The 26,213-nt window shown below is 33.0% G+C and carries 29 protein-coding genes; 14 read left to right on the forward strand and 15 right to left on the reverse strand.

Translation table 11 applies throughout. From position 1 onward, the window contains the following. Positions 1–15: 15 nt before the first annotated feature. From FLAPXU55_RS01795 to FLAPXU55_RS01820, 6 genes are all read left to right on the forward strand, one after another. The gene (locus FLAPXU55_RS01795; RefSeq protein WP_180856325.1) at positions 16–1,488 is read left to right on the forward strand and encodes a glycoside hydrolase family 30 protein; all 1,473 of its coding nucleotides are present in this window, start codon (positions 16–18) and stop codon (positions 1,486–1,488) included. 29 nt (positions 1,489–1,517) lie between these two features. Continuing rightward, positions 1,518–3,275 (forward strand): cellulase family glycosylhydrolase, encoded by a 1,758-nt coding sequence (locus FLAPXU55_RS01800; protein ID WP_180856327.1) that lies wholly within the window; start codon positions 1,518–1,520, stop codon positions 3,273–3,275. A 6-nt stretch (positions 3,276–3,281) separates the two neighbouring features. After that, on the forward strand, positions 3,282–4,364 hold the full coding sequence (locus tag FLAPXU55_RS01805) for a glycoside hydrolase family 16 protein (RefSeq protein ID WP_180856328.1): 1,083 nt from the start codon (positions 3,282–3,284) through the stop codon (positions 4,362–4,364). Between the two features lie 73 nt (positions 4,365–4,437). Continuing rightward, on the forward strand, positions 4,438–5,277 hold the full coding sequence (locus FLAPXU55_RS01810; RefSeq protein ID WP_180856329.1) for an endonuclease/exonuclease/phosphatase family protein: 840 nt from the start codon (positions 4,438–4,440) through the stop codon (positions 5,275–5,277). Position 5,278: 1 nt separating this feature from the next. After that, positions 5,279–6,703: a glycoside hydrolase family 30 protein gene (locus FLAPXU55_RS01815; protein WP_180856330.1), complete on the forward strand. Its 1,425-nt coding sequence runs from the start codon at positions 5,279–5,281 to the stop codon at positions 6,701–6,703. 14 nt (positions 6,704–6,717) lie between these two features. Beyond that, positions 6,718–8,946 (forward strand): glycoside hydrolase family 3 N-terminal domain-containing protein, encoded by a 2,229-nt coding sequence (locus FLAPXU55_RS01820; protein ID WP_180856331.1) that lies wholly within the window; start codon positions 6,718–6,720, stop codon positions 8,944–8,946. Positions 8,947–8,995: 49 nt separating this feature from the next. Here the strand turns inward: FLAPXU55_RS01820 and FLAPXU55_RS01825 are convergent, their stop codons facing one another. After that, complete coding sequence (locus tag FLAPXU55_RS01825) at positions 8,996–9,253, reverse strand: hypothetical protein (protein ID WP_053472583.1); 258 nt, start codon at positions 9,251–9,253, stop codon at positions 8,996–8,998. Positions 9,254–9,540: 287 nt separating this feature from the next. Between FLAPXU55_RS01825 and FLAPXU55_RS01830 the strand changes: the two genes are divergently transcribed. After that, a complete protein-coding gene (locus FLAPXU55_RS01830) occupies positions 9,541–10,296 on the forward strand; it encodes an NUDIX hydrolase (RefSeq protein ID WP_180856332.1) in 756 nt (251 codons plus the stop codon). 29 nt (positions 10,297–10,325) lie between these two features. After that, positions 10,326–10,649, forward strand: a complete 324-nt coding sequence (locus FLAPXU55_RS01835; protein ID WP_180856333.1) for an MmcQ/YjbR family DNA-binding protein — start codon at positions 10,326–10,328, stop codon at positions 10,647–10,649. A gap of 2 nt (positions 10,650–10,651) precedes the next feature. Here FLAPXU55_RS01835 and FLAPXU55_RS01840 read toward each other — a convergent pair whose 3' ends face one another. The 11 genes from FLAPXU55_RS01840 to ahcY all read right to left on the reverse strand — a co-directional run bounded on the left by FLAPXU55_RS01840 (position 10,652) and on the right by ahcY (position 19,228). Continuing rightward, the gene (locus tag FLAPXU55_RS01840) at positions 10,652–11,260 is read right to left on the reverse strand and encodes an alpha-ketoglutarate-dependent dioxygenase AlkB family protein (protein ID WP_180856334.1); all 609 of its coding nucleotides are present in this window, start codon (positions 11,258–11,260) and stop codon (positions 10,652–10,654) included. After that, positions 11,247–11,492, reverse strand: coding sequence for an Ada metal-binding domain-containing protein (locus tag FLAPXU55_RS01845; protein ID WP_180856335.1), 246 nt, complete (start codon positions 11,490–11,492; stop codon positions 11,247–11,249). The genes FLAPXU55_RS01840 and FLAPXU55_RS01845 overlap by 14 nt, the downstream gene beginning before the upstream one ends. A gap of 261 nt (positions 11,493–11,753) precedes the next feature. Beyond that, positions 11,754–12,467: a 2OG-Fe(II) oxygenase gene (locus tag FLAPXU55_RS01850; RefSeq protein ID WP_180856336.1), complete on the reverse strand. Its 714-nt coding sequence runs from the start codon at positions 12,465–12,467 to the stop codon at positions 11,754–11,756. A gap of 178 nt (positions 12,468–12,645) precedes the next feature. Beyond that, positions 12,646–13,494, reverse strand: a complete 849-nt coding sequence (locus FLAPXU55_RS01855; protein WP_180856337.1) for a bifunctional helix-turn-helix domain-containing protein/methylated-DNA--[protein]-cysteine S-methyltransferase — start codon at positions 13,492–13,494, stop codon at positions 12,646–12,648. Positions 13,495–13,714: 220 nt separating this feature from the next. Then, positions 13,715–14,047 (reverse strand): DMT family transporter, encoded by a 333-nt coding sequence (locus FLAPXU55_RS01860; protein ID WP_180856338.1) that lies wholly within the window; start codon positions 14,045–14,047, stop codon positions 13,715–13,717. Positions 14,048–14,103: 56 nt separating this feature from the next. Further along, the gene (locus FLAPXU55_RS01865; RefSeq protein ID WP_053472589.1) at positions 14,104–14,631 is read right to left on the reverse strand and encodes a metalloprotease family protein; all 528 of its coding nucleotides are present in this window, start codon (positions 14,629–14,631) and stop codon (positions 14,104–14,106) included. 6 nt (positions 14,632–14,637) lie between these two features. Then, the gene (locus tag FLAPXU55_RS01870) at positions 14,638–15,549 is read right to left on the reverse strand and encodes a hypothetical protein (RefSeq protein ID WP_180856339.1); all 912 of its coding nucleotides are present in this window, start codon (positions 15,547–15,549) and stop codon (positions 14,638–14,640) included. Between the two features lie 211 nt (positions 15,550–15,760). Next, positions 15,761–16,843, reverse strand: coding sequence for a hypothetical protein (locus FLAPXU55_RS01875; RefSeq protein ID WP_180856340.1), 1,083 nt, complete (start codon positions 16,841–16,843; stop codon positions 15,761–15,763). Positions 16,844–16,851: 8 nt separating this feature from the next. After that, positions 16,852–17,136: a hypothetical protein gene (locus tag FLAPXU55_RS01880; RefSeq protein ID WP_180856341.1), complete on the reverse strand. Its 285-nt coding sequence runs from the start codon at positions 17,134–17,136 to the stop codon at positions 16,852–16,854. 115 nt (positions 17,137–17,251) lie between these two features. Next, the gene (locus FLAPXU55_RS01885; protein WP_180856342.1) at positions 17,252–17,773 is read right to left on the reverse strand and encodes a hypothetical protein; all 522 of its coding nucleotides are present in this window, start codon (positions 17,771–17,773) and stop codon (positions 17,252–17,254) included. A 138-nt stretch (positions 17,774–17,911) separates the two neighbouring features. Next, complete coding sequence (ahcY, locus tag FLAPXU55_RS01890) at positions 17,912–19,228, reverse strand: adenosylhomocysteinase (RefSeq protein ID WP_053472596.1); 1,317 nt, start codon at positions 19,226–19,228, stop codon at positions 17,912–17,914. 290 nt (positions 19,229–19,518) lie between these two features. Here ahcY and FLAPXU55_RS01895 point away from each other — a divergent pair, with 290 nt between their 5' ends. Both FLAPXU55_RS01895 and FLAPXU55_RS01900 read left to right on the forward strand, forming a co-directional pair. Continuing rightward, on the forward strand, positions 19,519–20,169 hold the full coding sequence (locus FLAPXU55_RS01895; RefSeq protein ID WP_180856343.1) for a 4'-phosphopantetheinyl transferase family protein: 651 nt from the start codon (positions 19,519–19,521) through the stop codon (positions 20,167–20,169). A 23-nt stretch (positions 20,170–20,192) separates the two neighbouring features. Next, on the forward strand, positions 20,193–20,690 hold the full coding sequence (locus FLAPXU55_RS01900) for a hypothetical protein (protein ID WP_180856344.1): 498 nt from the start codon (positions 20,193–20,195) through the stop codon (positions 20,688–20,690). Between the two features lie 31 nt (positions 20,691–20,721). On the opposite strand, the gene FLAPXU55_RS01905 is transcribed toward FLAPXU55_RS01900, so the two are convergent. The 3 genes from FLAPXU55_RS01905 to FLAPXU55_RS01915 form a co-directional block, all read right to left on the reverse strand. Further along, a complete protein-coding gene (locus FLAPXU55_RS01905; protein ID WP_180856345.1) occupies positions 20,722–21,120 on the reverse strand; it encodes a group III truncated hemoglobin in 399 nt (132 codons plus the stop codon). Continuing rightward, the gene (locus FLAPXU55_RS01910) at positions 21,117–21,404 is read right to left on the reverse strand and encodes a hypothetical protein (protein WP_180856346.1); all 288 of its coding nucleotides are present in this window, start codon (positions 21,402–21,404) and stop codon (positions 21,117–21,119) included. Before FLAPXU55_RS01910 ends, FLAPXU55_RS01905 begins: the two co-directional genes overlap by 4 nt. Positions 21,405–21,485: 81 nt before the next feature. Next, positions 21,486–22,082, reverse strand: a complete 597-nt coding sequence (locus tag FLAPXU55_RS01915; RefSeq protein WP_180856347.1) for a Crp/Fnr family transcriptional regulator — start codon at positions 22,080–22,082, stop codon at positions 21,486–21,488. Positions 22,083–22,176: 94 nt separating this feature from the next. On the opposite strand from FLAPXU55_RS01915, the gene FLAPXU55_RS01920 reads away from it, so the two are divergent. The 4 genes from FLAPXU55_RS01920 to arfB are packed head-to-tail and all read left to right on the forward strand — an operon-like array spanning position 22,177 to position 26,039. Next, a complete protein-coding gene (locus FLAPXU55_RS01920; protein WP_053472602.1) occupies positions 22,177–22,905 on the forward strand; it encodes a phosphoglycerol geranylgeranyltransferase in 729 nt (242 codons plus the stop codon). 31 nt (positions 22,906–22,936) lie between these two features. Beyond that, positions 22,937–23,557 carry a nicotinamide riboside transporter PnuC gene (gene pnuC, locus FLAPXU55_RS01925; protein ID WP_180856348.1) on the forward strand — a complete coding sequence of 207 codons (621 nt, stop codon included), beginning with the start codon at positions 22,937–22,939 and terminating at the stop codon, positions 23,555–23,557. Then, positions 23,521–25,635, forward strand: a complete 2,115-nt coding sequence (locus FLAPXU55_RS01930) for a DUF4301 family protein (RefSeq protein WP_180856349.1) — start codon at positions 23,521–23,523, stop codon at positions 25,633–25,635. Before pnuC ends, FLAPXU55_RS01930 begins: the two co-directional genes overlap by 37 nt. Continuing rightward, positions 25,635–26,039 carry an alternative ribosome rescue aminoacyl-tRNA hydrolase ArfB gene (arfB, locus tag FLAPXU55_RS01935; RefSeq protein WP_180856350.1) on the forward strand — a complete coding sequence of 135 codons (405 nt, stop codon included), beginning with the start codon at positions 25,635–25,637 and terminating at the stop codon, positions 26,037–26,039. Before FLAPXU55_RS01930 ends, arfB begins: the two co-directional genes overlap by 1 nt. Positions 26,040–26,213 lie beyond the last annotated feature (174 nt).

Consider the following 26,213-nt stretch of genomic DNA (forward strand, 5'->3'; position numbering starts at 1 on the left):
AAAAAACGATCAAAAATGAAACTAAATTTTAAAAACACTATAAAAATACTGTTCTTCTCAATGGCAGTATTTTCTCAGGTAAAATGTTCTACATCAAATGATGCAGTTGATCCTGTAGTAAATCCACCTGTTGTAAACCCGCCAGTTGTGGTAACAAACGATGTTGATTTCTGGTTAACAAAAGGAGACCAAAGCGTATTATTAGCAAAACAAAGCGGAACATTAGGATTTGGTACAATACCAAATTCATATACCAATATTGAAGTTAATGCGGCACAAAAATATCAAACTGTTGATGGTTTTGGATACACATTAACCGGCGGAAGTGCTGAAGTAATCAATCAATTAACAGCAGCAAAAAAGAGCGCACTTTTACAAGAATTATTTGGTACTGGAGCTAATTCAATTGGAATTAGTTATTTAAGAATCAGTATTGGAGCATCTGACTTAAATGCAACACCATTTACGTATGATGATCTTGCAGCAGGTGAAACGGATTTAACTTTAGCAAAATTTAGTTTAGAAAAAGACAAAGCAGGAGTAATTGCACTTTTAAAAGAAATCTTAGCAATTAACCCAAAGATTTTAATTTTAGGATCACCTTGGTCAGCACCGCTTTGGATGAAAGATAAAGACAGCTTTATTGGAGGAAAATTGCAAACACAATATTATGATGTTTACGCTAAATACTTTGTAAAATACATTCAGCAAATGAAAGCAGAAGGAATTACAATTGATGCAATAACACCGCAAAACGAACCTTTACATGACGGAAATAACCCAAGTATGTATATGTCTGCAGCAGAGCAGGCGAATTTTATTAAAAACAATTTAGGGCCGGCTTTTAAAGCAGCAAATCTTAGTGTGAAAATTATTGCTTACGATCATAACTGTGATAACCCAAATTATCCAAAAGCAATTTTGGCTGATGCCGATGCCTTTCCATTTGTAGACGGATCAGCATTCCATTTATATGCCGGAGATATCAGTGCATTAAGTAATGTTTACAACTCTTATCCAACAAAAAATGTGTATTTCACAGAACAATGGACATCTTCAGCAGGAGATTTTGCAGGAGATTTAAAATGGCACGTTCGAAATGTAGTTATTGGCTCTATGAGAAATTACAGTAAAAACGCATTAGAATGGAATTTAGCCAATGATGGGGCTTTCCAACCTCATACAAACGGCGGCTGCTCCATGTGTAAAGGTGCGTTGACAGTAACTTCATCAGAAAGTTTTCAACGTAACGTTGCTTATTACATTATTGCACATGCATCTAAATTTGTTCCTTCAGGATCTATTAGAATTGCTAGTAACTCAAGCGGAAGTTTACAAAACGTTGCCTTTATAACGCCATCTGGATCAAAAGTTTTAGTGGTAGTAAATGATTCATCAGTAAGTGAAATTTTCAATGTTAAATTCAATGATAAATGGATCACAACTTCTCTTGAAGCAGGAGCTGTTGGAACTTACACTTGGAAATAAATTAAAGGCAAAGTAAAATTGATTTTCAAATGAAAAAAGCAATAATAGCATTACAGCTTTTGTTTTCTGTTACAATTTTTGGACAAGGATTTCTGCATAGAGACGGACAAAAAATTGTTGACGGAAACGGAAAGAACATCATTCTAAGAGGCTTAGGCCTTGGTGGATGGATGGTTCAGGAAGGTTATATGTTACAAACACAGCCTTTTGCAAGTCCGCAATACCAAATCAAACAAAAAATTGAAGAAGTTATTGGAGAACAGGGAACAAAGGAATTTTACGCAGCCTACAAAGCAAACGGAATCACAAAGCGTGATATCGATTCGCTGGCAGCTTGGGGTTTCAATTCGATCCGTCTTCCAATGCATTATAACTTATATACGCCGCCCATTGAGCAGGAAAAAAATGGAGAAATCACCTGGATAGAAGAAGGCTTCACCATGACAGATAATTTATTGAAATGGTGCGAAGCAAACAAAATCTACTTGATTTTAGATTTACACGCTGCACCAGGCGGACAAGGAAATGATGCCGCAATTTCTGATTACGATACCACAAAACCATCATTATGGCAAAGTGAAGCCAATCAGAAAAAAATGATTGCTTTATGGAAAAAACTGGCCTCTCGCTACAGAGACAGTCAGTGGCTTGGAGCTTATGATATTATCAACGAACCAAACTGGAATTTTACCGGATCAAATAAAAATGGCTGCGACGAGAACTCAAACGGACCTTTAAGAGATTTAATGGTTGCCGTGACAAAAGCAATTCGCGAAGTCGACACAAACCACTTAGTAATTATCGAAGGAAATTGCTGGGGAAATAATTACAACGGTATTTTCCCTTTATGGGATGAAAACATGGCGTTGAGTTTCCACAAATACTGGAACTACAACGACAAGGAATCGATCCAGAAAATGCTGGATTACAGAACACAATATAATGTTCCTATCTGGTTAGGAGAAAGTGGCGAAAACTCAAATGTTTGGTTTAAAGACGCTTTGACATTGGTGGAAACCAATAATATTGGATGGGCTTTTTGGCCAATGAAAAAAATCGAAAACATTGCAGGAGTAACTTCGGTAACCAAAATTCCGGAATACGATGTTTTACTAAAATACTGGAGAGATGGCGGTCAAAAACCATCAGCAGAATTTTCGAAAAAAGCATTAATGAAAATGGCCGATAACTACAAAATGGAAAACGTAACCGTAAAACCAGATGTAATCGATGCGATGTTCAGACAAGTGCAGACCAACGATACAAAACCATATAAAAAACATGCAATTCCCGGAAAAATCATTGCAACGGAATATGATTTAGGAACAAATGGATTTGCTTATTCTGATAAAGATTTTATCAATTACAGAGTTGCAACAGGAAATTTTGATCAATGGAATAAAGGAAATACAATGCGTAACGATGGCGTTGATATTTTGCCCTGTAAAGATGTCGGATCAAACGGTTATCAGGTTTCATTTATTGAAGAAGGAGAGTGGTTACAATTTACTGCACAGATTAAAAAGCAAAATAAATACAATGTTGCCATACGTTATTCAAGCGAAAATCTTGAAGGACAGCTTCATTTAGAAACAGCAAATGGCGCAAAATCAAAAACCATAACATTGCCTGTAACTGGTGGAAATGAAAAATGGAAAACCATTATTTTATCTGATGTAGAATTAAACGCAGGTGAAAATAAAATAAAAGTAGTTTTTGAAAAAGGAGGATTCAATTTGAATTATCTGGATTTTTTGGACGGTAAAAAAAGTGTTTCTAAAAAATAAAAGCAAATGAAAAAATTTAAAAATATAATGGACAAAGCAGGTTTTCTAACCACTATTTTATTGCTGATATTTCAATCTTGCAGCAGCAGTAACGATAGCTCAGACGGAGGTTCAGATAATCCAGCCCCTTCAAACTTAACTATTCAGGTTGAAGTTGTGGGTAAAACTGCAGCAAACCCTGATGGGGATGGAAGCGGTAAAGTAAACTTGAAAATTAATGCAGCAAATGCAGTTTCATATAAAGTCTTAATAGACAATCAGCTTAAAGAAATTACAAACGGAGAACTTACATACACATTTACAGGTTCAGGGACAAAAACATATTCTATAATTGTTTCGGCTTACAATGGTTCTGGGCAATTTATCAGTTCAACTTCTTCGGTAAATGTATATGTTGCCAGAAAAATACTTTGGGCAGATGAATTTGATGTAGATGGTGCGCCAAACACTTCGAAATGGGGTTACAACACAGGAACAGGAGACGGATGGGGAAATAACGAATTAGAATATTACACAACTCGTCCAGAAAACGTAATTATTTCAAATGGAACCCTAAAAATTAAAGCCATTAAAGAAGAGTATATGGGAAGCCATTATACATCGACAAGAATGCTTACAAAAGGTAAATTTTCATTTAAATACGGAAGAGCAGAAGTTCGTGCAAAATTACCAGTGGGCGGCGGAACATGGCCGGCATTCTGGATGTTAGGAGATAATATCGATACTGCGCCTTGGCCTGCTTGTGGTGAAGTTGATATTCTGGAATCAGTTGGAAATAATCCAAACGTGAACCACTCTTCACTGCATTCGCCTGGACGTTCAGGAAACACACCTGATACTAAAACGACAACAGTTCCAAATTCAGCGACAGAATTTCATATTTACGCTGCAGAATGGAGTGCCGAAAGCATTAAGTTTTATGTAGATGATAATTTGTTTTATACCTATGCAAATTCTGCTTCAACACCATTTAACGCTAATTTCTTCCTGATTTTAAATTTAGCAATGGGAGGAAATTTTGGAGGAACGGTTGATCCAAATTTCACTAATGCAACTTTCGAAGTTGATTATGTGAGAGTATATAATTAACATAAGTTTTAAATAAGTTTTTTTCTTTAAGTATAGAGAAACACTAGCTTTACGGATTAAAATTTTAAAAATTATGAAAAAGACAAGTAAATTTATTTTAGTATTATTCTTACTTTTTGTAAGTGTTTCATTTTATGGTCAAAATTTAAAAATTATGACTTATAATATTCGTTTAGATGTTGCATCAGACGGAGAAAATGCGTGGCCGAAACGAAAAGATTATTTTACTTCTCAAATAAAATTTTATGGTCCGGAAATTTTTGGAGTTCAGGAAGCAACGCCAAATCAGGTAATAGATATCGCAGGAGCTTTTCCAAATTATAACAGATTTGGAATAGGAAGAGAAGAAAACGGAACGGGAGAAGCTTGTACTATTTATTACAAAAAAGATCGTTTTAAGGTGCAGAATTCCAACACGTTTTGGCTTTCAGAAACACCAAACGTAGTTTCAAGAGGCTGGGACGCAGCTTGTAACAGAGTTTGTACGTATGCGCTTTTTACAGATTTAAAAACAAAAAAGACGTTCTGGGTTTTTAACCTGCATCTGGATCATATGGGAGAAGAAGCAAGAATAAAAGGTGTACAGCTTGTTTTGAAAAAAATAAGTGAAGTAAACACAAAGAAATATCCGGCATTTTTAATGGGAGATTTCAATTCAGAACCAAACACACCTCAAATTGCAGAAATAAAAAAAGTAATGGATGATACTAGAGATGTTTCAATAGAAAAACCTTTTGGACCATCAGGAACGTTTAATGGTTTTAAACATAACGAACCAGTTACATTATTGATAGACTATATTTTTATTTCAAAAAATAGCGGATTAAAAATTCAAAAACATGCAGTTTTAAGTGATTCTAAAGATTTAAAATATCCGTCAGATCATTTACCTGTTTTAATAGAAATAGATTAAAATGAAAAACATTAACAAAAAACTTCAAATCTTACTTTTACTGCCGCTTATTGCGATGCAGATAAAATGCGGATCTTCAAAAAGTGTAGTTGCCAATTCTGGAAAAGCAGAATCATGGATTACAACTACCGATGAATCTTCTAAACTTAAAAAACAGGATGATTTAGTTTTTAGTACCGAAACTAATTCAAACCAAACCATTGAAGTAAATCCTTCTGAAAAATTTCAAACTATCGAAGGTTTTGGATTTTCGTTAACAGGAGGAAGCGCTCAGACCATTTTAAAACTGGATAAAGCAAAAAGAGAAGCATTGCTTCAGGAATTGTTTTCCAGAAAAAATGATGCCATTGGTATAAGTTACCTGCGTATTAGTATTGGAGCTTCAGATTTGAATGAGAAAGTTTTTTCGTATGATGATATGCCAGAAGGACAAACAGATTTAAAACTGGAGCACTTTAATCTTGGTCCGGATTTAAATGATGTGGTACCAGTGTTAAAAGAAATTTTAGCCATAAATCCAAAAATAAAAATTATGGGCTCACCTTGGTCTCCTCCAGTTTGGATGAAAGACAACGGAAGCTCAAAAGGAGGAAGCCTTCAGCCAAAATATTATGAGGTTTATGCCCAGTATTTTGTAAAATACATTCAGGCAATGAAATCTCACGGAATTGTTATTGATGCCATTACACCGCAAAATGAGCCGTTGCATCCGGGAAATAATCCAAGTTTATTAATGCTTGCAGAACAACAGGCAGATTTTATTGGAAATCATTTAGGGCCAGCTTTCAAAGCAGCAGGAATTAAAACCAAAATTATAGTTTACGATCACAATTGTAATAAACCAGAATATCCTTTAACTATTTTAAAAGATGCAAAAGCGAATCCTTTTGTTGCTGGTTCAGCATTTCACTTATACGAAGGAGATATCAGCGCTTTGACCACAGTTCATGATGCATTTCCAAACAAAGATTTATATTTTACAGAACAATATACAGGATCAAAAAGCAGTTTTGAAAATGATTTAAAATGGACTGTAAAAAATGTCGTAATTGGTTCAATGCGTAACTGGAGTAAAAATGCACTTTCGTGGGGATTGGCAAACGATGAATATTACAAACCATTTACACCAGGCGGATGTTCGACTTGTAAAGGAGCTTTAATGATTGATCAAAATCAAAACATTAAGCGTGAAGTTGGTTATTACATTATTGGACATGCTTCTAAATTTGTTCCCGAAGGTTCAGTAAGAATTGGAAGTAATATTGTTGGAAACTTATATAATGCAGCTTTCAAAACGCCATCTGGACAAACCGTTTTAATTTTAGAAAACGACGGAACTTCGACAGAAACATTCAATATCAAATACAATCAAAAACAAATTTCAACTACTTTAAACGCTGGTGCAGTTGCAACTTACGTTTGGTAACCAAAATTAAATTCATGAAAAAAATAACCACATTTGCCTTGTTGATGGTCTCGTTTTTTGCGGCGGCCCAGCAGCAAACAATAGATCAAAAAGTAAATGATCTGTTGAAGAAAATGACAATTGAAGAAAAAATTGGTCAGCTTAATCAATACACAGGAGATAATCAGGCAACAGGTCCAATTACAATAAACCCTAACAAACAAGCCGAAATCAAACAAGGTTTAATAGGTTCGATGTTAAATATCATCGGAACAAAATATACCAGACAATATCAGGAATTGGCTATGCAGTCAAGACTTAAAATTCCGTTGTTATTTGGTCAGGACGTTATTCACGGATACAAAACAACATTCCCGCTTCCGTTAGCCGAAGCAGCAAGCTGGGATTTACAAGCTATTGAATTAGCGGCTAGAGTCGCTGCAGAAGAAGCTTCTGCAAATGGAATTCACTGGACATTTGCACCAATGGTAGACATTAGCCGTGACCCGCGCTGGGGACGTGTAATGGAAGGCGCAGGAGAAGATACTTATCTAGGATCTAAAATTGCATATGCAAGAGTAAAAGGTTTTCAGGGAAATAAATTAGGAGATTTAAACTCTGTTATGGCCTGCGTAAAACACTTTGCAGCGTATGGAGCTGGAGTTGGAGGCAGGGATTACAACTCAGTTGATATGAGCGAAAGAATGCTTCTTGAAACCTATTTACCACCTTTTAAAGCTGCTTTAGACGCTGGAGCAGCAACATTTATGAATTCTTTTAATGATTTAAACGGAATTCCTGCAACTGGAAATGCACATTTACAAAGAGATATCTTAAAAGGAAAATGGAACTTTCAGGGATTCGTAGTTTCAGACTGGGGTTCAATTGGAGAAATGGTAGCTCACGGTTATTCAAAAGACCTTAAAGAAGCTGCATATTCTGCCATTACAGCCGGAAGTGATATGGATATGGAAAGTAATGCATACCGTTACAATTTAGCGCAACTGGTAAAAGAAGGCAGAGTTTCTATTGATTTGGTTGATGATGCTGTAAAACGTATTCTTCGCAAAAAATTCGAATTAGGTTTATTTGATGATCCTTACAGATATTCTGACGATAAAAGAGCTGAAAAAGTTTTAGCAAATCCTGCAAACAGAAAAGCAGCGCTTGAAGTAGCAGAAAAAAGTATCGTTTTGTTGAAAAACGAAAACCAGACTTTACCAATTTCTAAAAGTGTAAAAACAATTGCATTCATTGGTCCAATGGTAAAAGAATATAAAGCCAATATGGGATTTTGGTCTGTTGAACTTCCAGATGTAAACTATGATAAATGGGTAGTTTCGCAATGGGATGGTTTACAAAATAAAGTAGGTAAAAACACAAAATTACTTTACGCAAAAGGGTGCGACATTACCGGAGATAATAAAGATGGTTTTGCTGAAGCAGTTGAAACAGCGAAACAAGCAGATATTGTAATTTTGAGTATTGGTGAAAGACACGATATGAGCGGTGAAGCAAAAAGCCGCAGTAATATCAATTTGCCAGGTGTTCAGGAAGATTTAGTAAAAGCAATTCAGGCAACAGGAAAACCAGTTGTAGTTTTAATTAATGCAGGAAGACCTCTTATTTTTAATTGGACTGCAGATAACGTTCCTGCAATCGTATACACTTGGTGGTTAGGAACAGAAGCAGGAAATGCAATTGCAGATGTTTTATTTGGAGATTACAATCCATCAGGAAAATTACCAATCACTTTTCCAAGAGAAGTTGGACAAATCCCAATTTATTACAATCATTTCAGCACAGGAAGACCAGCTAAAAATGAAGATTCAAAAAACTATGTTTCAGCATATATCGATTTAAAGAACTCGCCTAAATTTCCTTTCGGATACGGTTTGAGTTATACTAAATTCGATTATTCAGGATTGAAACTTTCTTCGACAAAAATCAAAAGCAGCGAAACAATTAAAGTTTCATTTCAATTATCAAATGTTGGAAAAGTTGCTGGAGAAGAAGTGGTTCAGCTATATTTAAAAGATAAATTTGGATCAGTAGTTCGTCCGGTTTTAGAACTAAGAGATTTCCAAAAAGTGAAATTAAATGCAGGAGAAACTAAAACAATCGAATTTACAATCGACAAAGAAAAACTTTCTTTCTACAATGATAAATTAGAATGGACGGCAGAGCCTGGAGATTTTGAAGTGCTGATTGGAGCTTCATCAGCAGATATTAAACTAAAATCAGATTTTGAATTAGTACAGTAATATAGAATGTCAATTAAAATTGGCGCTATGGATTTATAAAGGTTTTGAATTATTTCAAAACAGTATTTATAAAATCCATAGCGCCAATTCCTTTATAAGATGCGTACAAAGCTTTATCAAAAGCTTCGCGTTTTGCTTTTTTATCTTTCGCTTCAGTTTTAACGATCATTTCGTTAAAAATTCTTTCCTGTTCTTCACTGTATTTTAGCGAAGCTTCTAAAAGATAAGTCTTAGAAACAAATCCGAAGGAAGTCCAGATTTTGGATCTAATTTTTTTGTTAATATTTTTTAGCGGATTGACACTCATAATCTCGTTTATTAAATTTCAATTCTCTATTTATCTACAGAATACAAAGTTAAATATTTGTAATCTTTTTCTTTCTTAATGTTTCTGTTTTAACAATTTGTTGTTCAAATGTGTTATTATGACGCAATGTACTTATTTTTTCAATTCATTTCGTAATTTTAACTAAAATTGTGATTTGTACACTTTTGATTTTTTCAATACTTATTTATTTTATAAAGACGTGCTTTTTATAAAAATGTAACAGTTTTGAAAAATAAAAGTAAATTGCAAGTTTAATAAGAACTCAAATGCTGAAATTTATTATAGAAAATAACGAGAATTACCAGCCGGGACTTTCCATTGATTGCGTTATTTTTGGGTTTCATGATAATCAATTAAAAGTTTTGCTGATTAAAGTTCCGCACAGTGAAAAGTGGTCTTTACCAGGCGGGTTTATTCCGATAGATCAGGATATTGATACAGCAGCAGTGACTGTTTTAAATGAAAGGACCGGAGTAGAAGGTGTTTTTTTAAGACAGTTTGCAGCATTTGGAAAAATTAAACGAAATGATGACCATTTTGGAAAAGAGGTTCTAAAATATTTAGATATCGATCCGGAGAAAGGCAAATGGCTGACACGTCGTTTTGTAACCATTGGGTATTATGCTTTGGTAGATTTTTTAAAAATTGTTCCTGTCCGAACAAGTTCTTCTGAAATAATAGAATGGATCGACCATAAAGAAGTTCCTGAACTTATTTTAGATCACAAAGAAATTCTTGATAAAGCCCTTGACACACTAAGAACAGAATTAAATTTAATGCCTGTTGGATATAATTTATTACCGGAAAAATTCACAATGCCGGAACTGCAAAAATTGTATGAAACGATTCTGGACAAAAAACTTGACAGAAGAAATTTTATGCGAAAAATAACTAATATCGGAATTTTGAATAAATTGGATGAAAAGAAAAATAATGTAGCACATAAAGCGCCAAACTTATATTCTTTTGATAAAGAGAAATACGATGAAGTTTTAAAAAATGGATTGAATCAAGGCTGGTAAATAAAGGTCTAACTTTAAAATTTACAATTATGGTTTCTTCTGAAGATTTTAGAAAAGCAGCTTTATCCTTTGAAAATGCAGTTGAAGAACCACATTTTGAGAAAACCTCTTTTAGGGTAAACAAAAAGATATTTGCCACTTTTGATGAAAAAAACAATCACGCCGTTTTGAAATTAAACGAAATTGATCAATCTGTTTTTTGTGCTTCAAGCGAAATGATTTTTTATCCAATTCCAAATAAATGGGGAAAACAAGGCTGGACAATTGTAGAGCTTTCTAAAGTTCGGCCAGAAATGTTTCAAGATGCTTTACAGCTTTCCTACCAAAACGTGGCTCCAAAAAAGAAGAAATAAATCTACCTTACAATAGTTCTAAAAGTCAAATTTACTCTAGGTTTTTGAGTAGTTTTTGTTGGCGGTAAACGATGTAGCCAGTACGTTTGTGTTTCATCTTTCATAACCAATAAACTTCCATGTTGTAAAATCAAAGAAACCGTTTCTTTAGATTCTTTATGTTTGAAAGCAAATTTGCGTTCAGCACCAAAACTTACAGAACCGATGGCACCATTCTTTTTCAAATCTTTTTCGGCATCGCTGTGCCAGGCCATTCCTTCCTCGCCGGAATGATATAAGTTTAATAGACAGGAATTGAAAGTTTCTCCCGTTTCATCCTCAATAATTTTCTTTAATTCCAATAATTCTTTCGTCCACGGAAGTGCTTTTTTTGTAGTATTCGAATACGTATATTCAAATTCCTGATCGCCGTACCAAGCCACTTTTCTTTTGGTCAAAATTAATTTCCCAAAGATTATGGCTTCATCATTTTTCCATTCAATTGTATTCAATAAAACATCCAAATAATGATTAGAATCTTCTCTCGAAAATAATTTTCCGTAATAATTTACAGTTCCATCTTTCGGAAGTAGGTTTGTTGTTTCGTTTATTTCAGGATTAAATAAGTCCATTTTTCCAATTTAAATATTCAGGTTTCATACAATGTCCGCAAGGTCTGAAACCGTTTTGTTTTGCTTCATTTTCAGAAGAAAAGAAAACCCGATTTTCACGTTTCATTCTTTTTCCCGAAGAACATTTCAGGGTTCCGTAAATTTTTAGTTTCCGGTTGCCGCCGAAACAAATCTCCGCATTTTTAATTTTATTCCGAAGATCTGAATCTGAAATTTTATTGTGTTCAATCATAATTTTACCACATTTTATTCTGTAGAGACGCACAGCAGTGCGTCTACGCAAAGATTGTCGACACAGATTGAATACGGTGATAGACGCTGTATATGATGTTTTTTGCCACAGATTTAAAGGATTATAATGATTAAAAAATCTGTTTAAATCTGCCAAATCTGCGGGAGAAATTATCTTTCTTTTTTGATTCACGTTGCGTAGACGCACTGCTGTGCGTCTCTACAGATATGCGTTATTTTGAAACCTCTGGGCCTTTGAACCTTAATTTAATGCATCATGAAAAATAATTCCCAGCGTATATCTTTCGCCAGAATGAATTTCGCTCACACCATGTTTCGTATTTACCCGATAATAACCTTTTGTGCCTTTTACAGGTCTAAAATTTGTTGTAAAAACTAAAATATCACCCTTCTTAGGTTTTAAAACAATTGCTTTCGATTGCGCTCTTGGCGTTTGCTGTGTTAATACAAATTCGCCTCCCGTAAAATCTTCATCAGGTTCAGAAAGAAAAAGCACAATTTGAATGGGAAAATAAATATCACCATATAAATCCTGATGTAAAGTATTGAATCCGCTTTTTCCATATTTTAAAATTAAAACAGTCGCTTTGAGTTGATTATTGTCGTGACATTGTTTTAATAATTCTTGATGTGTTTCAGGAAAAAAAGTATTAATATTCAAAGCCTTCATCCATGCATTTGCAATTGGTGCTAATTTCGGGTAAATGGAATTTCGTATATTTTGAATTAAATCGGGCAGGGGATAATTGAAATATTTGTATTCGCCCAAACCAAATCTATAACGTTCCATAACAACCGTTTTTCGGTATAAATTTGGATTATCATAATCGAATTTTAAGTCTTCACATTGTTCGTTATTGAGTACATTCTGAATAATAGCAAAGCCATTTTCGTGCATAGATTCGGTGATGCTTTCCCAATTTTGAGAAGCCATTTTTGATTGTATAGTTTGCATAAATTTTTAAATAAAGATTGAGTTTTTGACAAAGCATATCCGTAGAGACGCACAGCGGTGCGTCTACGCAACGATTGTCGACATAGATTGCTCGTCAATTTTGGTTGGAATACATAATGTTAGACGCACTGCTGTGCGTCTCTACACATATATTGTGTGTATTATATTATGTTGTAAATTATAAATTTGGATTTACCTGCGCACCTTCCCAGCCAATAATAGCCGTTTTTCGGGTATTTCCCCACATATAACCGCCAAAGATTCCCGAAGACTGAATTACGCGGTGACACGGAATTAAAAATGCGACTGGATTACTCCCAATTGCAGTTCCAACGGCTCTTGAAGCATTTGGTTTTTGAATTTGATGCGCAATAGTTCCATAAGTAGAAAGCTGTCCCATCGGAATTTTTAATAAAGTTTCCCAAACCTTCAGTTGAAAATCGGTTCCTTTTAAATGCAGTTTTATTTCAGATAATTTACTCCAGTCATTTTGGAAAATAAAAAGTGCATTTTGCTGTGTTAAATCAAGTTTTCGGGAAAAAGCAGCATTTGGAAATTTATTCTTTAAATCATTAAATCCAATAGCTTCATCTTCGGCGAAAGCCATAAAACAAACACCTTTCTGAGTTGAAGCCACAATAATATTCCCAAACGGACTTTCGGCAAAACTGTAGTTTATTTCCAGATTTTTTCCGCCATTTTTGTATTCGGCCGGTGTCATTCCTTCAATATTTACAAATAAATCATGAAGTCGGCTGGTGCCTGAAAGTCCCGTTTCGTATGCGGTTTCAGAAATAGTCGCCTGATTTTCTTTGAGTAGTTTTTTGGCGTGTTCCAAACTGGTATACTGCAAAAACTTCTTCGGACTTGTTCCTGCCCAATCGCTGAAAAGCCTCTGAAAGTGAAACGGACTCAAATGCACTTTCTCTGCAACTTCATCAAGATTTGGCTGCTCTTTAAAATTTGCTTTAATATAATCGATGGCATCTGCGATACGATTATAATTGATGTTTTCCTGTGTGTTCATTTTCATTCAATTTTATAAGGCAAATATCGATTGCTTTTTGCAGGTATAAAATCTGAAACTTGCTGAGTTTTTTGCCACAAAGGCACAAAGTCGCTAAGTTTTTCTTTCACAATATTGTCATCTTGAGCGAAGTCGAAGGAACGCAAAGTAAATCGGCAAAGATTGATATAAACTTAAAAAATAAAAACTTTGTGCCTTAGCGACTTCGTGGCATTATGTCTCAATGAGCCGTAGTTTTAGAAAACACATTAATGACAACAACGCCAATTATAATTAAACTCAATCCAATTATCGCAGGTAGATCTGGAATTTCCTTAAAGAAAATAGCACCAATGATTGTAATTAAAACAATTCCAACTCCAGACCAAATTGCATATGCAAAACCAACCGGAATTGTTCTGATTGCAAAACTCAAAAAATAAAACGCAGCAAAATAGCCAACAACGGTAATAATGCTTGGTAAAAGCTGTGTGAACTGCTCAGACTTTTTTAATGCCGAAGTTGCAATGATTTCGAAGATAATGGCAATAAATAAAAATAAAAAATTCTTCATAGTTCCGGTTTTTTACAAAGTTAGACTTTATAAAGTGAAATGAAGAATCTTAAATTTTATCCAAATATTAAAGAAGGAATTCCTATTCCTATTGCAACACCATAAATTACATCTGCCCAAATGATTCTTAGAATGTTAAAGACATAAATTAATCCAATTATGGGAAAAGATATTATTGCTAATATGTTTTTATTTTTGATTGCTATTTTTGCTTCTTTAAACACATTTTCGGCATCTTGATTTGATGGAATAGCATGCATGCCTATTGAAACTCCAAGCCAGATTAAAAAATAAGATAATGGATGTTCAATATCAAAAAACTTTATTGGCATATAAGCAGGAAGACATATAAGTAAACATAAAAGAGTGTTTACAAAAAATGGTCCCATAGAGATTAAAAAAGTTGATGTGAAATTGCTCGTGTTTTCGTGTATCACGTATCCCGCAGGATTTCCAACTCTAAAATAACATGCGTCAAAAACAGCTACTTTTCTAATTTTACAAAATAACATATGTGCAAATTCATGAACAATGATTCCGGGAAATGACACAATTGAAATTAATTCACCAGGTATAAAAAACATATCTTTTTAATTTTTAATCCAACCGTTTGGAAATTTTTTAATAAACTCTTCTCTAGTTATTACTGTATGGGCAAATAATCTATATTCTATCATATTATAATAGAATTTGGCTTCAGAACTTGTACTGTCTATTGCTTTTGCTTTTTTTAAATATTCGAAGCTTTTAATTTTTGCAGATTCATCATTTTTAGTGGCATAAATGCAAGAATAAGCAGAAGCAACACCTGAATAGCATTCTGCAGAAGTTGAGTCAATTTTAAGGACTTCCTGAGATGCGGCAAGAAAACCGTCGTAATCCTTTTTATCAAAAGTCACCCCAATTTTTGCCATATTAATATATAAATCAAGATTGTAATCAGGAGGTATTTTTCCTATGCAGGAATTAAATTTGTTTAAAGCTTCTTTGCTTTTGTTTTGTTTAAGAAAATTGAAGCCACTATAAAAATCAGCAAGCGTTTTGAGGTCTTCTACTTCAGGAACTTCTGTACTTGCTTTTTGCATTAAGTTTGATGCATTGGCAAAATCTCCTTTTTCAAAAGAACCAATTGATTCTTGAAATTTATTATAAGCGTCGAAATATTGCCAATTCCAATAAAATGAAAATAGAACAATAGCTATAATACCAATAAAGAACGCTTTTACCCAGGTAGGGAAAACTCGATTATTGACTGCTGTTTCACAATTATTGCAATGAGGGTATACTCCAATCTTGTTTAATTCTATTTCTTCAAAGTCTTTAGAACAAGCAGAACAAATTGTGGGATCATATTTTTTTTCTACTTTTTTCCCACTAAGACTTTTATCGTCGGGGAAATTAGTTTCAAAACAGGAGTTACAAAAATCTTTTTCATCAATTGTAATTGTTTCATTAATTGGTACACTTTTATTGTCACAATTAGTACATTCTGTTTTTTTCATTATAAAAGGGATTCAACTATGAATTAATAGATTTATATCTTTTTTTGAATTTGGTGCCGAAGATATAAAAGTTTTTGAATGTTTTATTTCGAAAAACAATTATGAAAGATTAATATATTAACAAAATTTATTTGTTTGAGTTAATAAGTTAGTGATTATTAAAAGTTTTAAGATTTTTAATTAAAAATAAATGTCTGAGTATTAGATCAATTTACTTTAATTCTTCTTTTTTGGTAGAAACACTTATCAATTTATATCCGTTTTCAGTTCTTAAAAATTCAAAATGATCTTGTCCGTGTTCAAGTTTATTTTTTGGATTGATCACAATGTTTTTAACTGGATATATCCAATCTTTTGATTCATTACAATTGTTGAAATATATTTCGTATTCGCTTGATTCAAAAATAAACTGATTTAATCCGTCAGTAGAAACAAAGTAATCTGTTTTTGGATTTTTGAGTTCCTGAAGTTTAGATTTTAAATAGATATAATTTTGATTGATGAATTTAGTTTTTGATAAGTTTATCCAGCCATCTGGTTCTTTCCAATACGAGATTTTATCAAAAGAATGTTTTTCTAAATTGCTTTTGGATAAATCAGAAAGTAATGTATTCTGGAGCCAATATTTAAATTCTTTATCAAAATTTACAAACGAATAATATTGTCGGTCAACCCCAAGGAAATTTTCTCTTATTGGGTCTTTGCTTGGATCTTTTGATTTTTCTACAGAATAAAAGTTTAAATCATCATTGTAAGCAAAATTTTCGATTAAGATTTTATTGCTTGTATCTATTAAGAATTCTTTTCCGCCAGTCCAGAAAAAATGTTCGCCATCAATTACTTTCTTCGCGTCTTTTAATCCTATGAACATTCCATTTATGGCTTTGGTTATATTACTGTATTCTGCAGGAATTACAATTTTTCCGTTGCCATTAAACATTCCCATTTTATCTGTTTTGCGATCTGTAAATCTTATTAAACCTTCATTTTCACAATCGGGACCATTGTCAAAACTATATAAACTGTCACGACCAACTATTTTTCCTGTTTTGGTTAAATAATAGCTTTTCCATTTCCCATCTTTTTCTTCACTAGCGGCAATAATATTTTCAAATTTACGGGCAGTTGTAAAACCAGTAGTAAATTTTGGTGGTATTTTGACAATGCCATTTTTATCTTTAAATCCGATAAGCGTTGTGTCTTTATTGGGAAATGAAAACCAGATATCATTATTTTGAGCGAATGCTGAAAAACTTAGGATTAGGAATATATGTAGGATAATAATTTTTTTCATGAATTTATTTATCGTAAGTGAATTTCTAATTCCTTGTTTTTTGCTTCATCAAAGCAATCAATACACAACATTTTAAAATCGGCTTTAGTTTGAAAAACTTCTGTCCATTCTTCGTCATTATCTAAAAGATATTGTTCGCATTCTTTGCACCATGCAATTTGTGGAAGATCTTCTTCAGCTTCTGAATAGAAGAAACCTAATTTTTCTTTTGAATCAATTGCCATTGCAATGTGAATACACGTGAAAGACATTTCTTTTGAACCATGTATGTCACATAAAACTTTTTCGATCATAATTTTAAAGAATTTTATTTTGGAGAGTTCTTTAATTTCAAATTTAAACTTAAAATTTTAGATTAAAAACAGAAAACCCGACAGGTTTTTAAAACCTATCGGGTTTGAAATATTTTTAAGAACCCTTTCTCGTAAATTTGGATTCTTCCAGCATTATTTCTAATTCAAGTACTTTTTCAGCTCTAAAATCCTGCTTACTTTTCGCGTCATCTAGTTTATTTTGAGATATAGCGATTTCCTTTTTTAGTTTTTCAATATTTTTTTGATAATCAGGATCATTATTGTTCTTCGAAGTATTTTCAAGGTTTTTTAAACTTTCCCGTTTTGCCCTTAGGTCGAGTTCTATTTGCCATGTTTTTTCTGCAAGCTTGATTAGTTTTTGCTCTTCTCTTGCTAATTTTGCTTTTGTTTTTTCTACATCATTTCTAGAAAGAGGTTTCACGGTTTCCAGTTGTGGAAGTTTTGGATTCTGATTCGCTCCAGGAAATAATAAGTCTTGTTTTTGAGGTCCATATTTTGAAGGATCAAAATTTTGTGCGGATGCAAAAAGGGGCAATAGTATGATTGGTAAGGCAAGTAGAAGTGTTCTCATAATTTGGTTTTGGGTTTCAAAAATATACTTATATTTTGAAACCACAGTATGCCAAAATATAAATTTTAGATTGTAGATTTCTGATTTTAGATTAAAAAATGAAACCCGACAGATTTTAAAAATCTGTCGGGTTGGGAATATGAATTAAAAATCTAAGATCTACAATCGTAAATCTAAAATTTCTTAGTATCTGTAGTATTCTGGTTTGAATGGACCTTCAACTGGAACACCAATATAAGCAGCCTGATCGTCACGTAAAACTTCTAGTTCAACGCCTAATTTAGCTAAGTGTAAAGCAGCAACTTTTTCATCTAAATGTTTTGGTAACATATAAACTTCATTTTTGTAAGCTGCGCTGTTGTTCCATAATTCGATTTGAGCCAAAGTCTGGTTTGTAAATGAGTTACTCATTACAAAACTTGGGTGACCTGTAGCACAACCAAGGTTTACTAAACGACCTTCAGCCAAGATAATGATATCTTTTCCGTTGATGTTGTATTTGTCAACCTGAGGCTTAATTTCGATTTTTGATGCACCGTGGTTTTTGTTTAACCAAGCCATATCAATTTCGTTATCGAAGTGACCAATGTTACAAACAACAGTTTTATCTTTCATTTGCTCGAAGTGCTCTCCAAGAACGATATCTTTATTTCCTGTAGTTGTAATGATGATATCAGCATTAGCAATTACAGTATTTAATTTTTTAACTTCATAACCGTCCATTGCAGCTTGTAAAGCACAAATTGGGTCGATTTCAGTAACAGTTACAATAGATCCTGCACCTCTAAAAGAAGCAGCAGTTCCTTTTCCAACGTCTCCGTATCCACAAACGATTACTCTTTTTCCAGCTAACATTAAGTCAGTTGCACGACGTACAGCATCCACAGCAGATTCTTTACATCCGTATTTGTTATCAAATTTAGATTTAGTAACAGAGTCGTTAATGTTGATTGCAGGCATTGGTAAAGTTCCAGCTTTTACTCTTTCGTAAAGTCTGTGTACACCAGTTGTAGTTTCTTCAGAAAGACCTTTAATTCCAGGAACTAATTCCGGGAAACGGTCAATAACCATATTAGTTAAATCTCCACCGTCATCAAGAATCATGTTCAATGGTTTTCTGTCTTCACCAAAGAATAAAGTTTGCTCAATACACCAGTCAAATGACTCTTCGTCAAGACCTTTCCAAGCATAAACCTGAATTCCCGCAGCAGCAATAGCAGCAGCAGCCTGATCCTGAGTAGAGAAAATGTTACAAGAAGACCAAGTAACTTCTGCACCAAGAGCAATTAAAGTTTCGATCAAAACTGCAGTTTGAATCGTCATGTGTAAACATCCAGCAATACGAGCACCTTTAAGAGGTTGTTCGTCTTTGTATTCTGCACGAAGCGCCATTAAACCTGGCATTTCAGCCTCAGCCAATTCAATTTCTTTTCTTCCCCAAGCCGCTAGAGAAATGTCTTTTACTTTGAAAGCCACAAAAGGCGTAGTTGTAGTACTCATTTATAGTATATTTGTATAATTGTAAAATTTTTGCAAATTTACGGAATACCTTTTTATTTTTACTACTTTCTGTAAGATTTGTGAAATCTTTAAAATCTTAATCTCTAGAATGTTAGTTTATGAATCGTTTTTAACCATATAAGTAATGTAAGTTCATTTAAAAAAGATTCTGAAACTATTACCTTTGCTGCGAATTGCTTATATTTACTTAATACATTTTTTGACCCAAAAGTTATATTTTCTTACATGACTTATATGGTTAAAAATAATAACCGTAACGAAAAACACGAATGCCTTTATTTCAAACCATACAATTTAATGAAACGACTAAAATCTTAATTTGGGAAATAACCGAATCCTTAGAAGAGTTATTGAGCAAAGTTGTGTTGAAAGAAAAAACACAAAAGAGACTGGACGGAATGAAATCGCAAATGCATCAGCGCGCTTTTTTAAGTGTTCGCATGCTGATTCAGGAAATGGGCTTTACAGATAAAGATTTGCATTATGACGAATTCGGCAAACCTTATTTTGATTGTCATAATTATATTTCAATTACACATTCGTATCATTTTGCGGCCATAATTATAAGCCATGAAACCGTAGGAATTGATATGGAATTGCAGCGTGAAAAAATCCTCCGCATTGCTGATAAATTTGTTGACACTGAATTTGAGTACTTAAATCCAAATGTTTTAGGCGAATACGTTAAAAAACTTACCGTAATCTGGGGTGCAAAAGAAGCAATCTTTAAGATTAGAAACGAAAAAGGAATTAGTTTTAAAGATCATATCAAAGTTGGAGATTTTTCTTTAGATAAACCACATACAGAAGCAAGCCTTCATTTTGATGATTTAATAAAAGATTTTGATGTGCATTACGAAGAAATCAAATCAGATAATTTTGAAGGAAATTTTACTTTGGTTTATGCTTTTGAGAAATAGTTTTAACATTAATGGTCTGAAAAATGAAAAAACTATTTGTGATAATTTGGCTTTTACAATCATTTCAATTGATTTATGGACAAAAAAATAAATCAGGATTTGAAGCTAAAGCTGATGAAATTACTTATCAAGTTAGATTTATTGACAGTATTGGGAAGCAAAAAACCGAAGGAATAATTGAAGGGATAGTTAAATATTCGCATGGACCAAATAAAAATTATGGATGGGAAGCGTATTTTTTTAATGATGAAGAAAAGAAAAAGCCATTAAGAATTAAATACAGCGAAACTACACCAAAGGGGATCGAACACTTAAATCTATACTATAAAGATGGAGAGTTAATATATTCAGAATTGATGAAAACTGAATATAATCGAAAGTTGAAGCCTATAAATCAGGTTGTTAAAAAGTTTATTTTCGAAAACGACAACGTTTTAAATCCTAAAGACATATTAGATGAAGATTCATTTTATATTATTGAAAAATCAAAATTACTTGTAAAAGAAATTTATAATTTATAAAGTTTCTTACTGTAGAATGTAAGTTCAGTTTTTAAACTTCACTTTCTTTTTTTCGATGCTCAAACATACTCACATATAAAAAAGTGCTCATTTTGCGGGCGCGTCTTTTTAGTGTTTCTACATTTTCGCCTTCAAAATGCTCGTCTAATGTCTGAGCCCAGTGATTAAGCCAGATTCCGAATTCATTAGCCGTAATTTTGCCATCAAAATGTGCATCCACTTCATTGTGAACAGCATGCGGGTTCCCTTTATATTTTCTTACGGCAAACAAATTAGTTTCCCAAAAATCAGTCAGTTTTTCCAGATGCATATCCCAATCCTGAATCATCGTATTAAAATAAAAGCCGATCTCTTTGTCGGCTCTTATTTTAGCATAGAACTGATTTACTAAGAAAGAAATATCGGCTCTATTTTCAATTTGCTTTTTCACAGAATAAAGGTATTTAAAAGAATAAATAATATGCTTAGAAATGTACTCAAAATTAAAAGGTTAAAAACAACCCTATGTTTCATTTGTGCCAAAATTGAAGTGTTTACAAAGATACAAGCCAATACAATAATTGCTAATTGGATCATTTGACCAATAGAAGTTCCGTGAGAAAGAATATACATTGCTGCAGCCGCACCTAAACAGCTTTGGCCAATTACAGCCATTGTTGCAGAACCAATATAATTTTTATTGAAATTTTCGAATGTTGTTTGATATAGTGTCATGATATTGAGATTTTTACACTACAAAGGTACATGCACTCTACTGTTGCGTTTTATGATTAAAATCATAAAACAAGAATTATTTTATCGGTATACTTTTCGGTTAATAATCTTTAATTCACCTTTTTTTTCCAAAGCTTTAATAGCTCGAATAACGGTTTCAACGCGTAAACCGGTTAAGTCGCCAATTTGCTGTCTGGTAAAATTGATTAAATAACCGTTTACATCTTTTTTAAAATTGAAATAAGCAATTCCGTGATCAATTAATTTCAATACTCTATGTTCTGGTTCGTGTGTAGAAATTTCGGCAGCCATAACCGATTTATAATACAAACGCTGTGCGAGATTTTCGATTATTTTAATGCTTATTGCAGGATTTTCTTCCAGCAGTTTCAAAAAAGTTGATTTAGGAAGCAGTAGAATCTCACTGTCTTCAACCGCAATAGAATTGGCAGGATATTTTTGGTTTAAAAATAAAGGAGGTTCTCCAAAAGATTGACCTTTATAAAAGATGCCCTGAATAAATTCGCGTCCGTCATCATTGTAATTACTCATTTTAATTTCGCCCGAAATTATCTGATAATAATGCGTTGGCAGATTTCCTTCTTCAAAAATGATTTCACTTTTTTCAAAAGACTTTTTCAAGGCGCCATATTTTTCTAATAATTCAGTCGCAATCATATTTGTTTTCTTTGGGTGTTAACAGAGAGTTTACAAATATAATTCATTCAAAATAGTTCTTCTACGTTAAAAACTTTTTACTTTTACTGCCGTTATGGAGCAAAAAATACGCACGATTCACCAACAAATTTTGGATGCTAAGAAAAACGGGCAAAAACTATTGGCTATTCTTTTAGATCCTGATAAAATTGTTTGGGAAAATTTAGATCATTTATTACTTAAAATAAACCAATCACCTGCAACACATATTTTTGTGGGCGGAAGTATTGTTCAAAGTACCATTTTAGAAGATTTAATTACACAGTTAAAACAAAAAACAAATCTGCCTGTTATAATTTTCCCGGGCGATCCGTCGCAGATTTCCCCGCAAGCCGATGCTATTTTATTCCTGTCGTTATTATCTGGCCGAAATCCCGATTATTTAATAGAATATCAGGTTCAGGCAGCACCAATTCTCAAAAGAACAAAGCTTGAAGTTATTTCAACGGGATATATTTTAATCGAAAGCGGTAATGAAACGGCAGTTGCCCGCGTTAGTAAAACAGAACCGCTTAACCGAGAAAATTTTGATTTGGCTTTAGCAACAGCTCAGGCAGGTGAAATGCTAGGAAATAAATTAATTTATTTAGAAGCAGGAAGTGGCGCAAAAAAAGCGGTACCGCTGGAAATGATCTCATTAATTGCTCAAAACATAGAAATTCCTGTAATTGTTGGAGGAGGAATTGTAGATTTGCACGGAATTAAAAAGGCATATAATGCCGGTGCAGATTTAGTAGTTATTGGAACTGCTTTTGAAAACGACAGTCATTTTTTTGATTTATAAATAAAATTTAACAGCCACAAATACCGCAAAAATGATTGACTTTTTTCTTAATAGTTATAAAAATACTCCTTTATGGCATATCGCTTTAGAGTTTTTGGTCTTTGTTTTTGGAATTTTAAGTGTTTGGTTTGCTAAAAAAGAAAATATCTGGGTTTATCCAACAGGATTAATTGCCACTGTAATTTCAGTATATCTTTTATATGTTGCCGGTTATATTGGCGACATGATTATCAACGCCTATTTCTCGATTATGAGCATTTATGGCTGGTATGTTTGGGCAAAAGGCGGAACGGTTGAAGATAACCTGCCAATTACAAGAACAAATTTTAATGAAAAAATAATCGGGGTTTTGTTGTTTTTCGTGACCATTTTCGTAGTTTTCGGGATTTATAAATATTTCAATTACGAAATACACAATGACAATTATGTCGATATGATATCGTCTGGAATCTTTTTTGCAGGAATGTGGTATATGGCAAAGAAAAAAATCGAAAACTGGACATTGTGGATTATCGGTGATATTATTGTAGTACCTCTTTATGCTTATCGCGGCTTAGGGATGCTGTCACTTCAATATTTAATTTTTACAATTTTGGCTATTTCAGCTTATTTAGAATGGAAAAAGATCTTAGACAGCAAAAAACAACAATAATAAAAATTGCTTTATTTGGCCCTGAAAGTACAGGTAAAACAACTTTAGCAAAACAGCTTGCAGATTATTATGAAACCGAATGGGTTCCGGAATTTGCACGTGATTACCTGCAGGAAAAATGGGAAGAAAATCAGCATATTTGTACTGCTGATGATATGATGCCTATTGCTTACGGGCAGACTGCACTAGAAAATGAAAAACTTGCTGCAGCAAATAAATATTTGTTTTGCGATACCAATTTAATGGTTACCAAAGTTTTTTCGGAAGTATATTATGGTTTTTGCGACCCTCTTTTAAATGAAGCTGCACTTGAACATGATTACGATTTATTTTTCCTGACGGATATTGATGTTCCTTGGGAGAAAGATGATATTAGAGATACTCCGGAAGGAAGAGAAACAGTATTCTCTGTCTTTAAACAAACTTTAATAGATACTAAAAAACCTTTTATAACACTTTCAGGCGATAAAGAAAGCCGTTTAGCAAAAGCAACCGCTATTGTGGATGCTTTAAATAATTTTAAAGAAAAAGGACTTTCATCTCAAGATTTTGTTGAAATTTATAATCACGGAATCCCTTTCGAAAATATCTTAAAGCAATTAAAAATATTTAAGAAAGGAATAGCAAAAAGCAATCTGATTAGTCCGGCAACCATAAACAACGGAATCTTAAGTTTGTCTGAAACTGATTTTGAAGAAAAAGCTTCTTTTTTTGATCATCAGAAAGAAAAACTAAAAATTAAAAAATTCGTTCCTGCTTCTGGCGCGGCAACAAGAATGTTTAAGTTTTTAAGTGCGTTTTTAAATGATTTTGATATCGAAAAAGAAACTATAAACGCTTATCTAAATCGAAAAAAAGATAAAGAACTTGCCATTTTTATTATCGGGATGGATAAGTTTCCTTTTTTTGAAGAAGTTCATCAAAAGCTAAAAGAAATTTATCCTGATTTTGAAAATTTAGAAAGAGATTATAAAAATTATTATTTTATAAAATTGCTCTTGTCTCCGGATTATTATAATTCAGCAAACAAGCCAAAAGCAGTTTTGCCATTTCATTTATATAAAACGCACATTGCAAACCCAATTGAAGAACATTTAAATGAATGTGTGCATTATGCTACATCAAAAAGTGTTTCAAATTTACATTTCACAGTTTCAGAAATTCATCAGGATTTGTTTGAAAAAGCAGTTGATGAGGTTAGAGAGAAAATAGAAAAACCTTCAGGAACAAAAATTAATATAAATTATTCGTATCAAAATAAAAGCACAGATTCTATTAATGTTGATGCAAAAAACAAAATTGTTAGAAGTGCAGATGGCAATCTAGTTTTTAGACCAGGCGGACACGGTGCTTTAATTGAGAATTTAAATAATCTGGATTCAGATATCATTTTTATTAAAAATATCGATAATGTAATTCAAAATCATATTGATCAAATTACATTGTACAAAAAAGCTTTAGGAGGTATTTTAATTGCCGTACAACAAAAAGTATTTGGTTATTTAAGTGCCATTGAAAAGAATGAAATATATGAAAATAATATTCAGGAAATTGTAGATTTTTTAGTGCAAAAGCTAAACATTAAAATGACTAAAGATTTTAATAAATTTACTTTTGAAAATAAAATTGCTAAAATTAAAGATTTATTAGACAGACCTATCAGAGTTTGCGGGATGGTAAAAAATGAAGGAGAACCGGGCGGCGGGCCGTTTTGGGTAATGAATGAAAAAGGAGAAACTTCTCTGCAAATTGTAGAAACATCACAGGTTGATCTAGCGAATAAAAAACAACTTGAAATTTTAGAAGAAGCCACACATTTTAATCCAGTTGATTTAGTTTGTGGAATTAAGAATTATAAAGGCGAAAAATTTGACCTGAAACAATTTGTAGATCAAAAATCAGGATTTATCGTTGAGAAAAGTGTTGAAGGAAAACCGGTAAAAAGCTATGAACTTCCGGGATTATGGAATGGATCAATGGCAAATTGGTTAACTGTTTTTGTGGCAGTTCCGTTAATTACTTTTAATCCGGTGAAAACCGTAAATGATTTACTAAAACCGGCCCATCAGCCACAATAATGGATAGCGATAAAATCATATCAGAGTTAAGTTTCAAAGCCGTTAGAAGCAGTGGCGCGGGCGGACAAAATGTAAATAAAGTTTCATCAAAAGTGGTTTTGTCTTTTGATTTAAATGCTTCACAAGCTTTGTCTGAAGATGAAAAACTGCTTTTACAAACTAATATTGCTGCTCGTTTAACAACCGAAAATATCTTAATTTTAAATTGCGACGAAGACAGAAGTCAGCTTAAAAATAAAGATATTGTTACGAAACGTTTTTTGGAAATAATTAAAAAGGGATTATATGTTCCGAAGATTCGAAAAGCGACAAAGATTCCAAAATCGGTAATCAAAAAAAGGATTAAAGACAAAAAGAATGTTTCTGAAATAAAAAAATCAAGGAGAAAACCTAACTTGGAGTAAAATCCCAATTTTTTAAATTGCTTCGCCTGTTCGCTATCGCTCGAGTCCAAATTCCAAAGACACTAACTTGAAAAGTGAGTTTTTTGGAATTTGGAATTTCTTTTTTGGAGTTTTAAATATTTTAACACTAAATTTGCATTGTCTCAAAGGGGTGCTCTAAATAACGAGCTGAGA

The sequence above is a fragment of the Flavobacterium panici genome (genome assembly GCF_903819335.1).
Classification (GTDB): Bacteria; Bacteroidota; Bacteroidia; order Flavobacteriales; family Flavobacteriaceae; genus Flavobacterium; species Flavobacterium panici.

Coding starts and splice junctions, on each gene's coding strand:
- FLAPXU55_RS01810 (WP_180856329.1), top strand. CDS start 4,438: ATGAAAAAGACAAGTAAATTTATTTTAGTATTATTCTTACTTTTTGTA.
- FLAPXU55_RS01830 (WP_180856332.1), top strand. CDS start 9,541: ATGCTGAAATTTATTATAGAAAATAACGAGAATTACCAGCCGGGACTT.
- FLAPXU55_RS01815 (WP_180856330.1), top strand. CDS start 5,279: ATGAAAAACATTAACAAAAAACTTCAAATCTTACTTTTACTGCCGCTT.
- FLAPXU55_RS01920 (WP_053472602.1), top strand. CDS start 22,177: ATGGAGCAAAAAATACGCACGATTCACCAACAAATTTTGGATGCTAAG.
- FLAPXU55_RS01875 (WP_180856340.1), bottom strand. CDS start 16,843: ATGAAAAAAATTATTATCCTACATATATTCCTAATCCTAAGTTTTTCA.
- FLAPXU55_RS01805 (WP_180856328.1), top strand. CDS start 3,282: ATGAAAAAATTTAAAAATATAATGGACAAAGCAGGTTTTCTAACCACT.
- pnuC (WP_180856348.1), top strand. CDS start 22,937: ATGATTGACTTTTTTCTTAATAGTTATAAAAATACTCCTTTATGGCAT.
- FLAPXU55_RS01820 (WP_180856331.1), top strand. CDS start 6,718: ATGAAAAAAATAACCACATTTGCCTTGTTGATGGTCTCGTTTTTTGCG.
- FLAPXU55_RS01860 (WP_180856338.1), bottom strand. CDS start 14,047: ATGAAGAATTTTTTATTTTTATTTATTGCCATTATCTTCGAAATCATT.
- FLAPXU55_RS01825 (WP_053472583.1), bottom strand. CDS start 9,253: ATGAGTGTCAATCCGCTAAAAAATATTAACAAAAAAATTAGATCCAAA.
- FLAPXU55_RS01855 (WP_180856337.1), bottom strand. CDS start 13,494: ATGAACACACAGGAAAACATCAATTATAATCGTATCGCAGATGCCATC.
- FLAPXU55_RS01900 (WP_180856344.1), top strand. CDS start 20,193: ATGAAAAAACTATTTGTGATAATTTGGCTTTTACAATCATTTCAATTG.
- FLAPXU55_RS01840 (WP_180856334.1), bottom strand. CDS start 11,260: ATGGACTTATTTAATCCTGAAATAAACGAAACAACAAACCTACTTCCG.
- FLAPXU55_RS01850 (WP_180856336.1), bottom strand. CDS start 12,467: ATGCAAACTATACAATCAAAAATGGCTTCTCAAAATTGGGAAAGCATC.
- ahcY (WP_053472596.1), bottom strand. CDS start 19,228: ATGAGTACTACAACTACGCCTTTTGTGGCTTTCAAAGTAAAAGACATT.
- FLAPXU55_RS01870 (WP_180856339.1), bottom strand. CDS start 15,549: ATGAAAAAAACAGAATGTACTAATTGTGACAATAAAAGTGTACCAATT.
- FLAPXU55_RS01800 (WP_180856327.1), top strand. CDS start 1,518: ATGAAAAAAGCAATAATAGCATTACAGCTTTTGTTTTCTGTTACAATT.
- FLAPXU55_RS01910 (WP_180856346.1), bottom strand. CDS start 21,404: ATGACACTATATCAAACAACATTCGAAAATTTCAATAAAAATTATATT.
- FLAPXU55_RS01865 (WP_053472589.1), bottom strand. CDS start 14,631: ATGTTTTTTATACCTGGTGAATTAATTTCAATTGTGTCATTTCCCGGA.
- FLAPXU55_RS01895 (WP_180856343.1), top strand. CDS start 19,519: ATGCCTTTATTTCAAACCATACAATTTAATGAAACGACTAAAATCTTA.
- FLAPXU55_RS01795 (WP_180856325.1), top strand. CDS start 16: ATGAAACTAAATTTTAAAAACACTATAAAAATACTGTTCTTCTCAATG.
- FLAPXU55_RS01915 (WP_180856347.1), bottom strand. CDS start 22,082: ATGATTGCGACTGAATTATTAGAAAAATATGGCGCCTTGAAAAAGTCT.
- FLAPXU55_RS01930 (WP_180856349.1), top strand. CDS start 23,521: ATGGAAAAAGATCTTAGACAGCAAAAAACAACAATAATAAAAATTGCT.
- FLAPXU55_RS01845 (WP_180856335.1), bottom strand. CDS start 11,492: ATGATTGAACACAATAAAATTTCAGATTCAGATCTTCGGAATAAAATT.
- arfB (WP_180856350.1), top strand. CDS start 25,635: ATGGATAGCGATAAAATCATATCAGAGTTAAGTTTCAAAGCCGTTAGA.
- FLAPXU55_RS01880 (WP_180856341.1), bottom strand. CDS start 17,136: ATGATCGAAAAAGTTTTATGTGACATACATGGTTCAAAAGAAATGTCT.
- FLAPXU55_RS01835 (WP_180856333.1), top strand. CDS start 10,326: ATGGTTTCTTCTGAAGATTTTAGAAAAGCAGCTTTATCCTTTGAAAAT.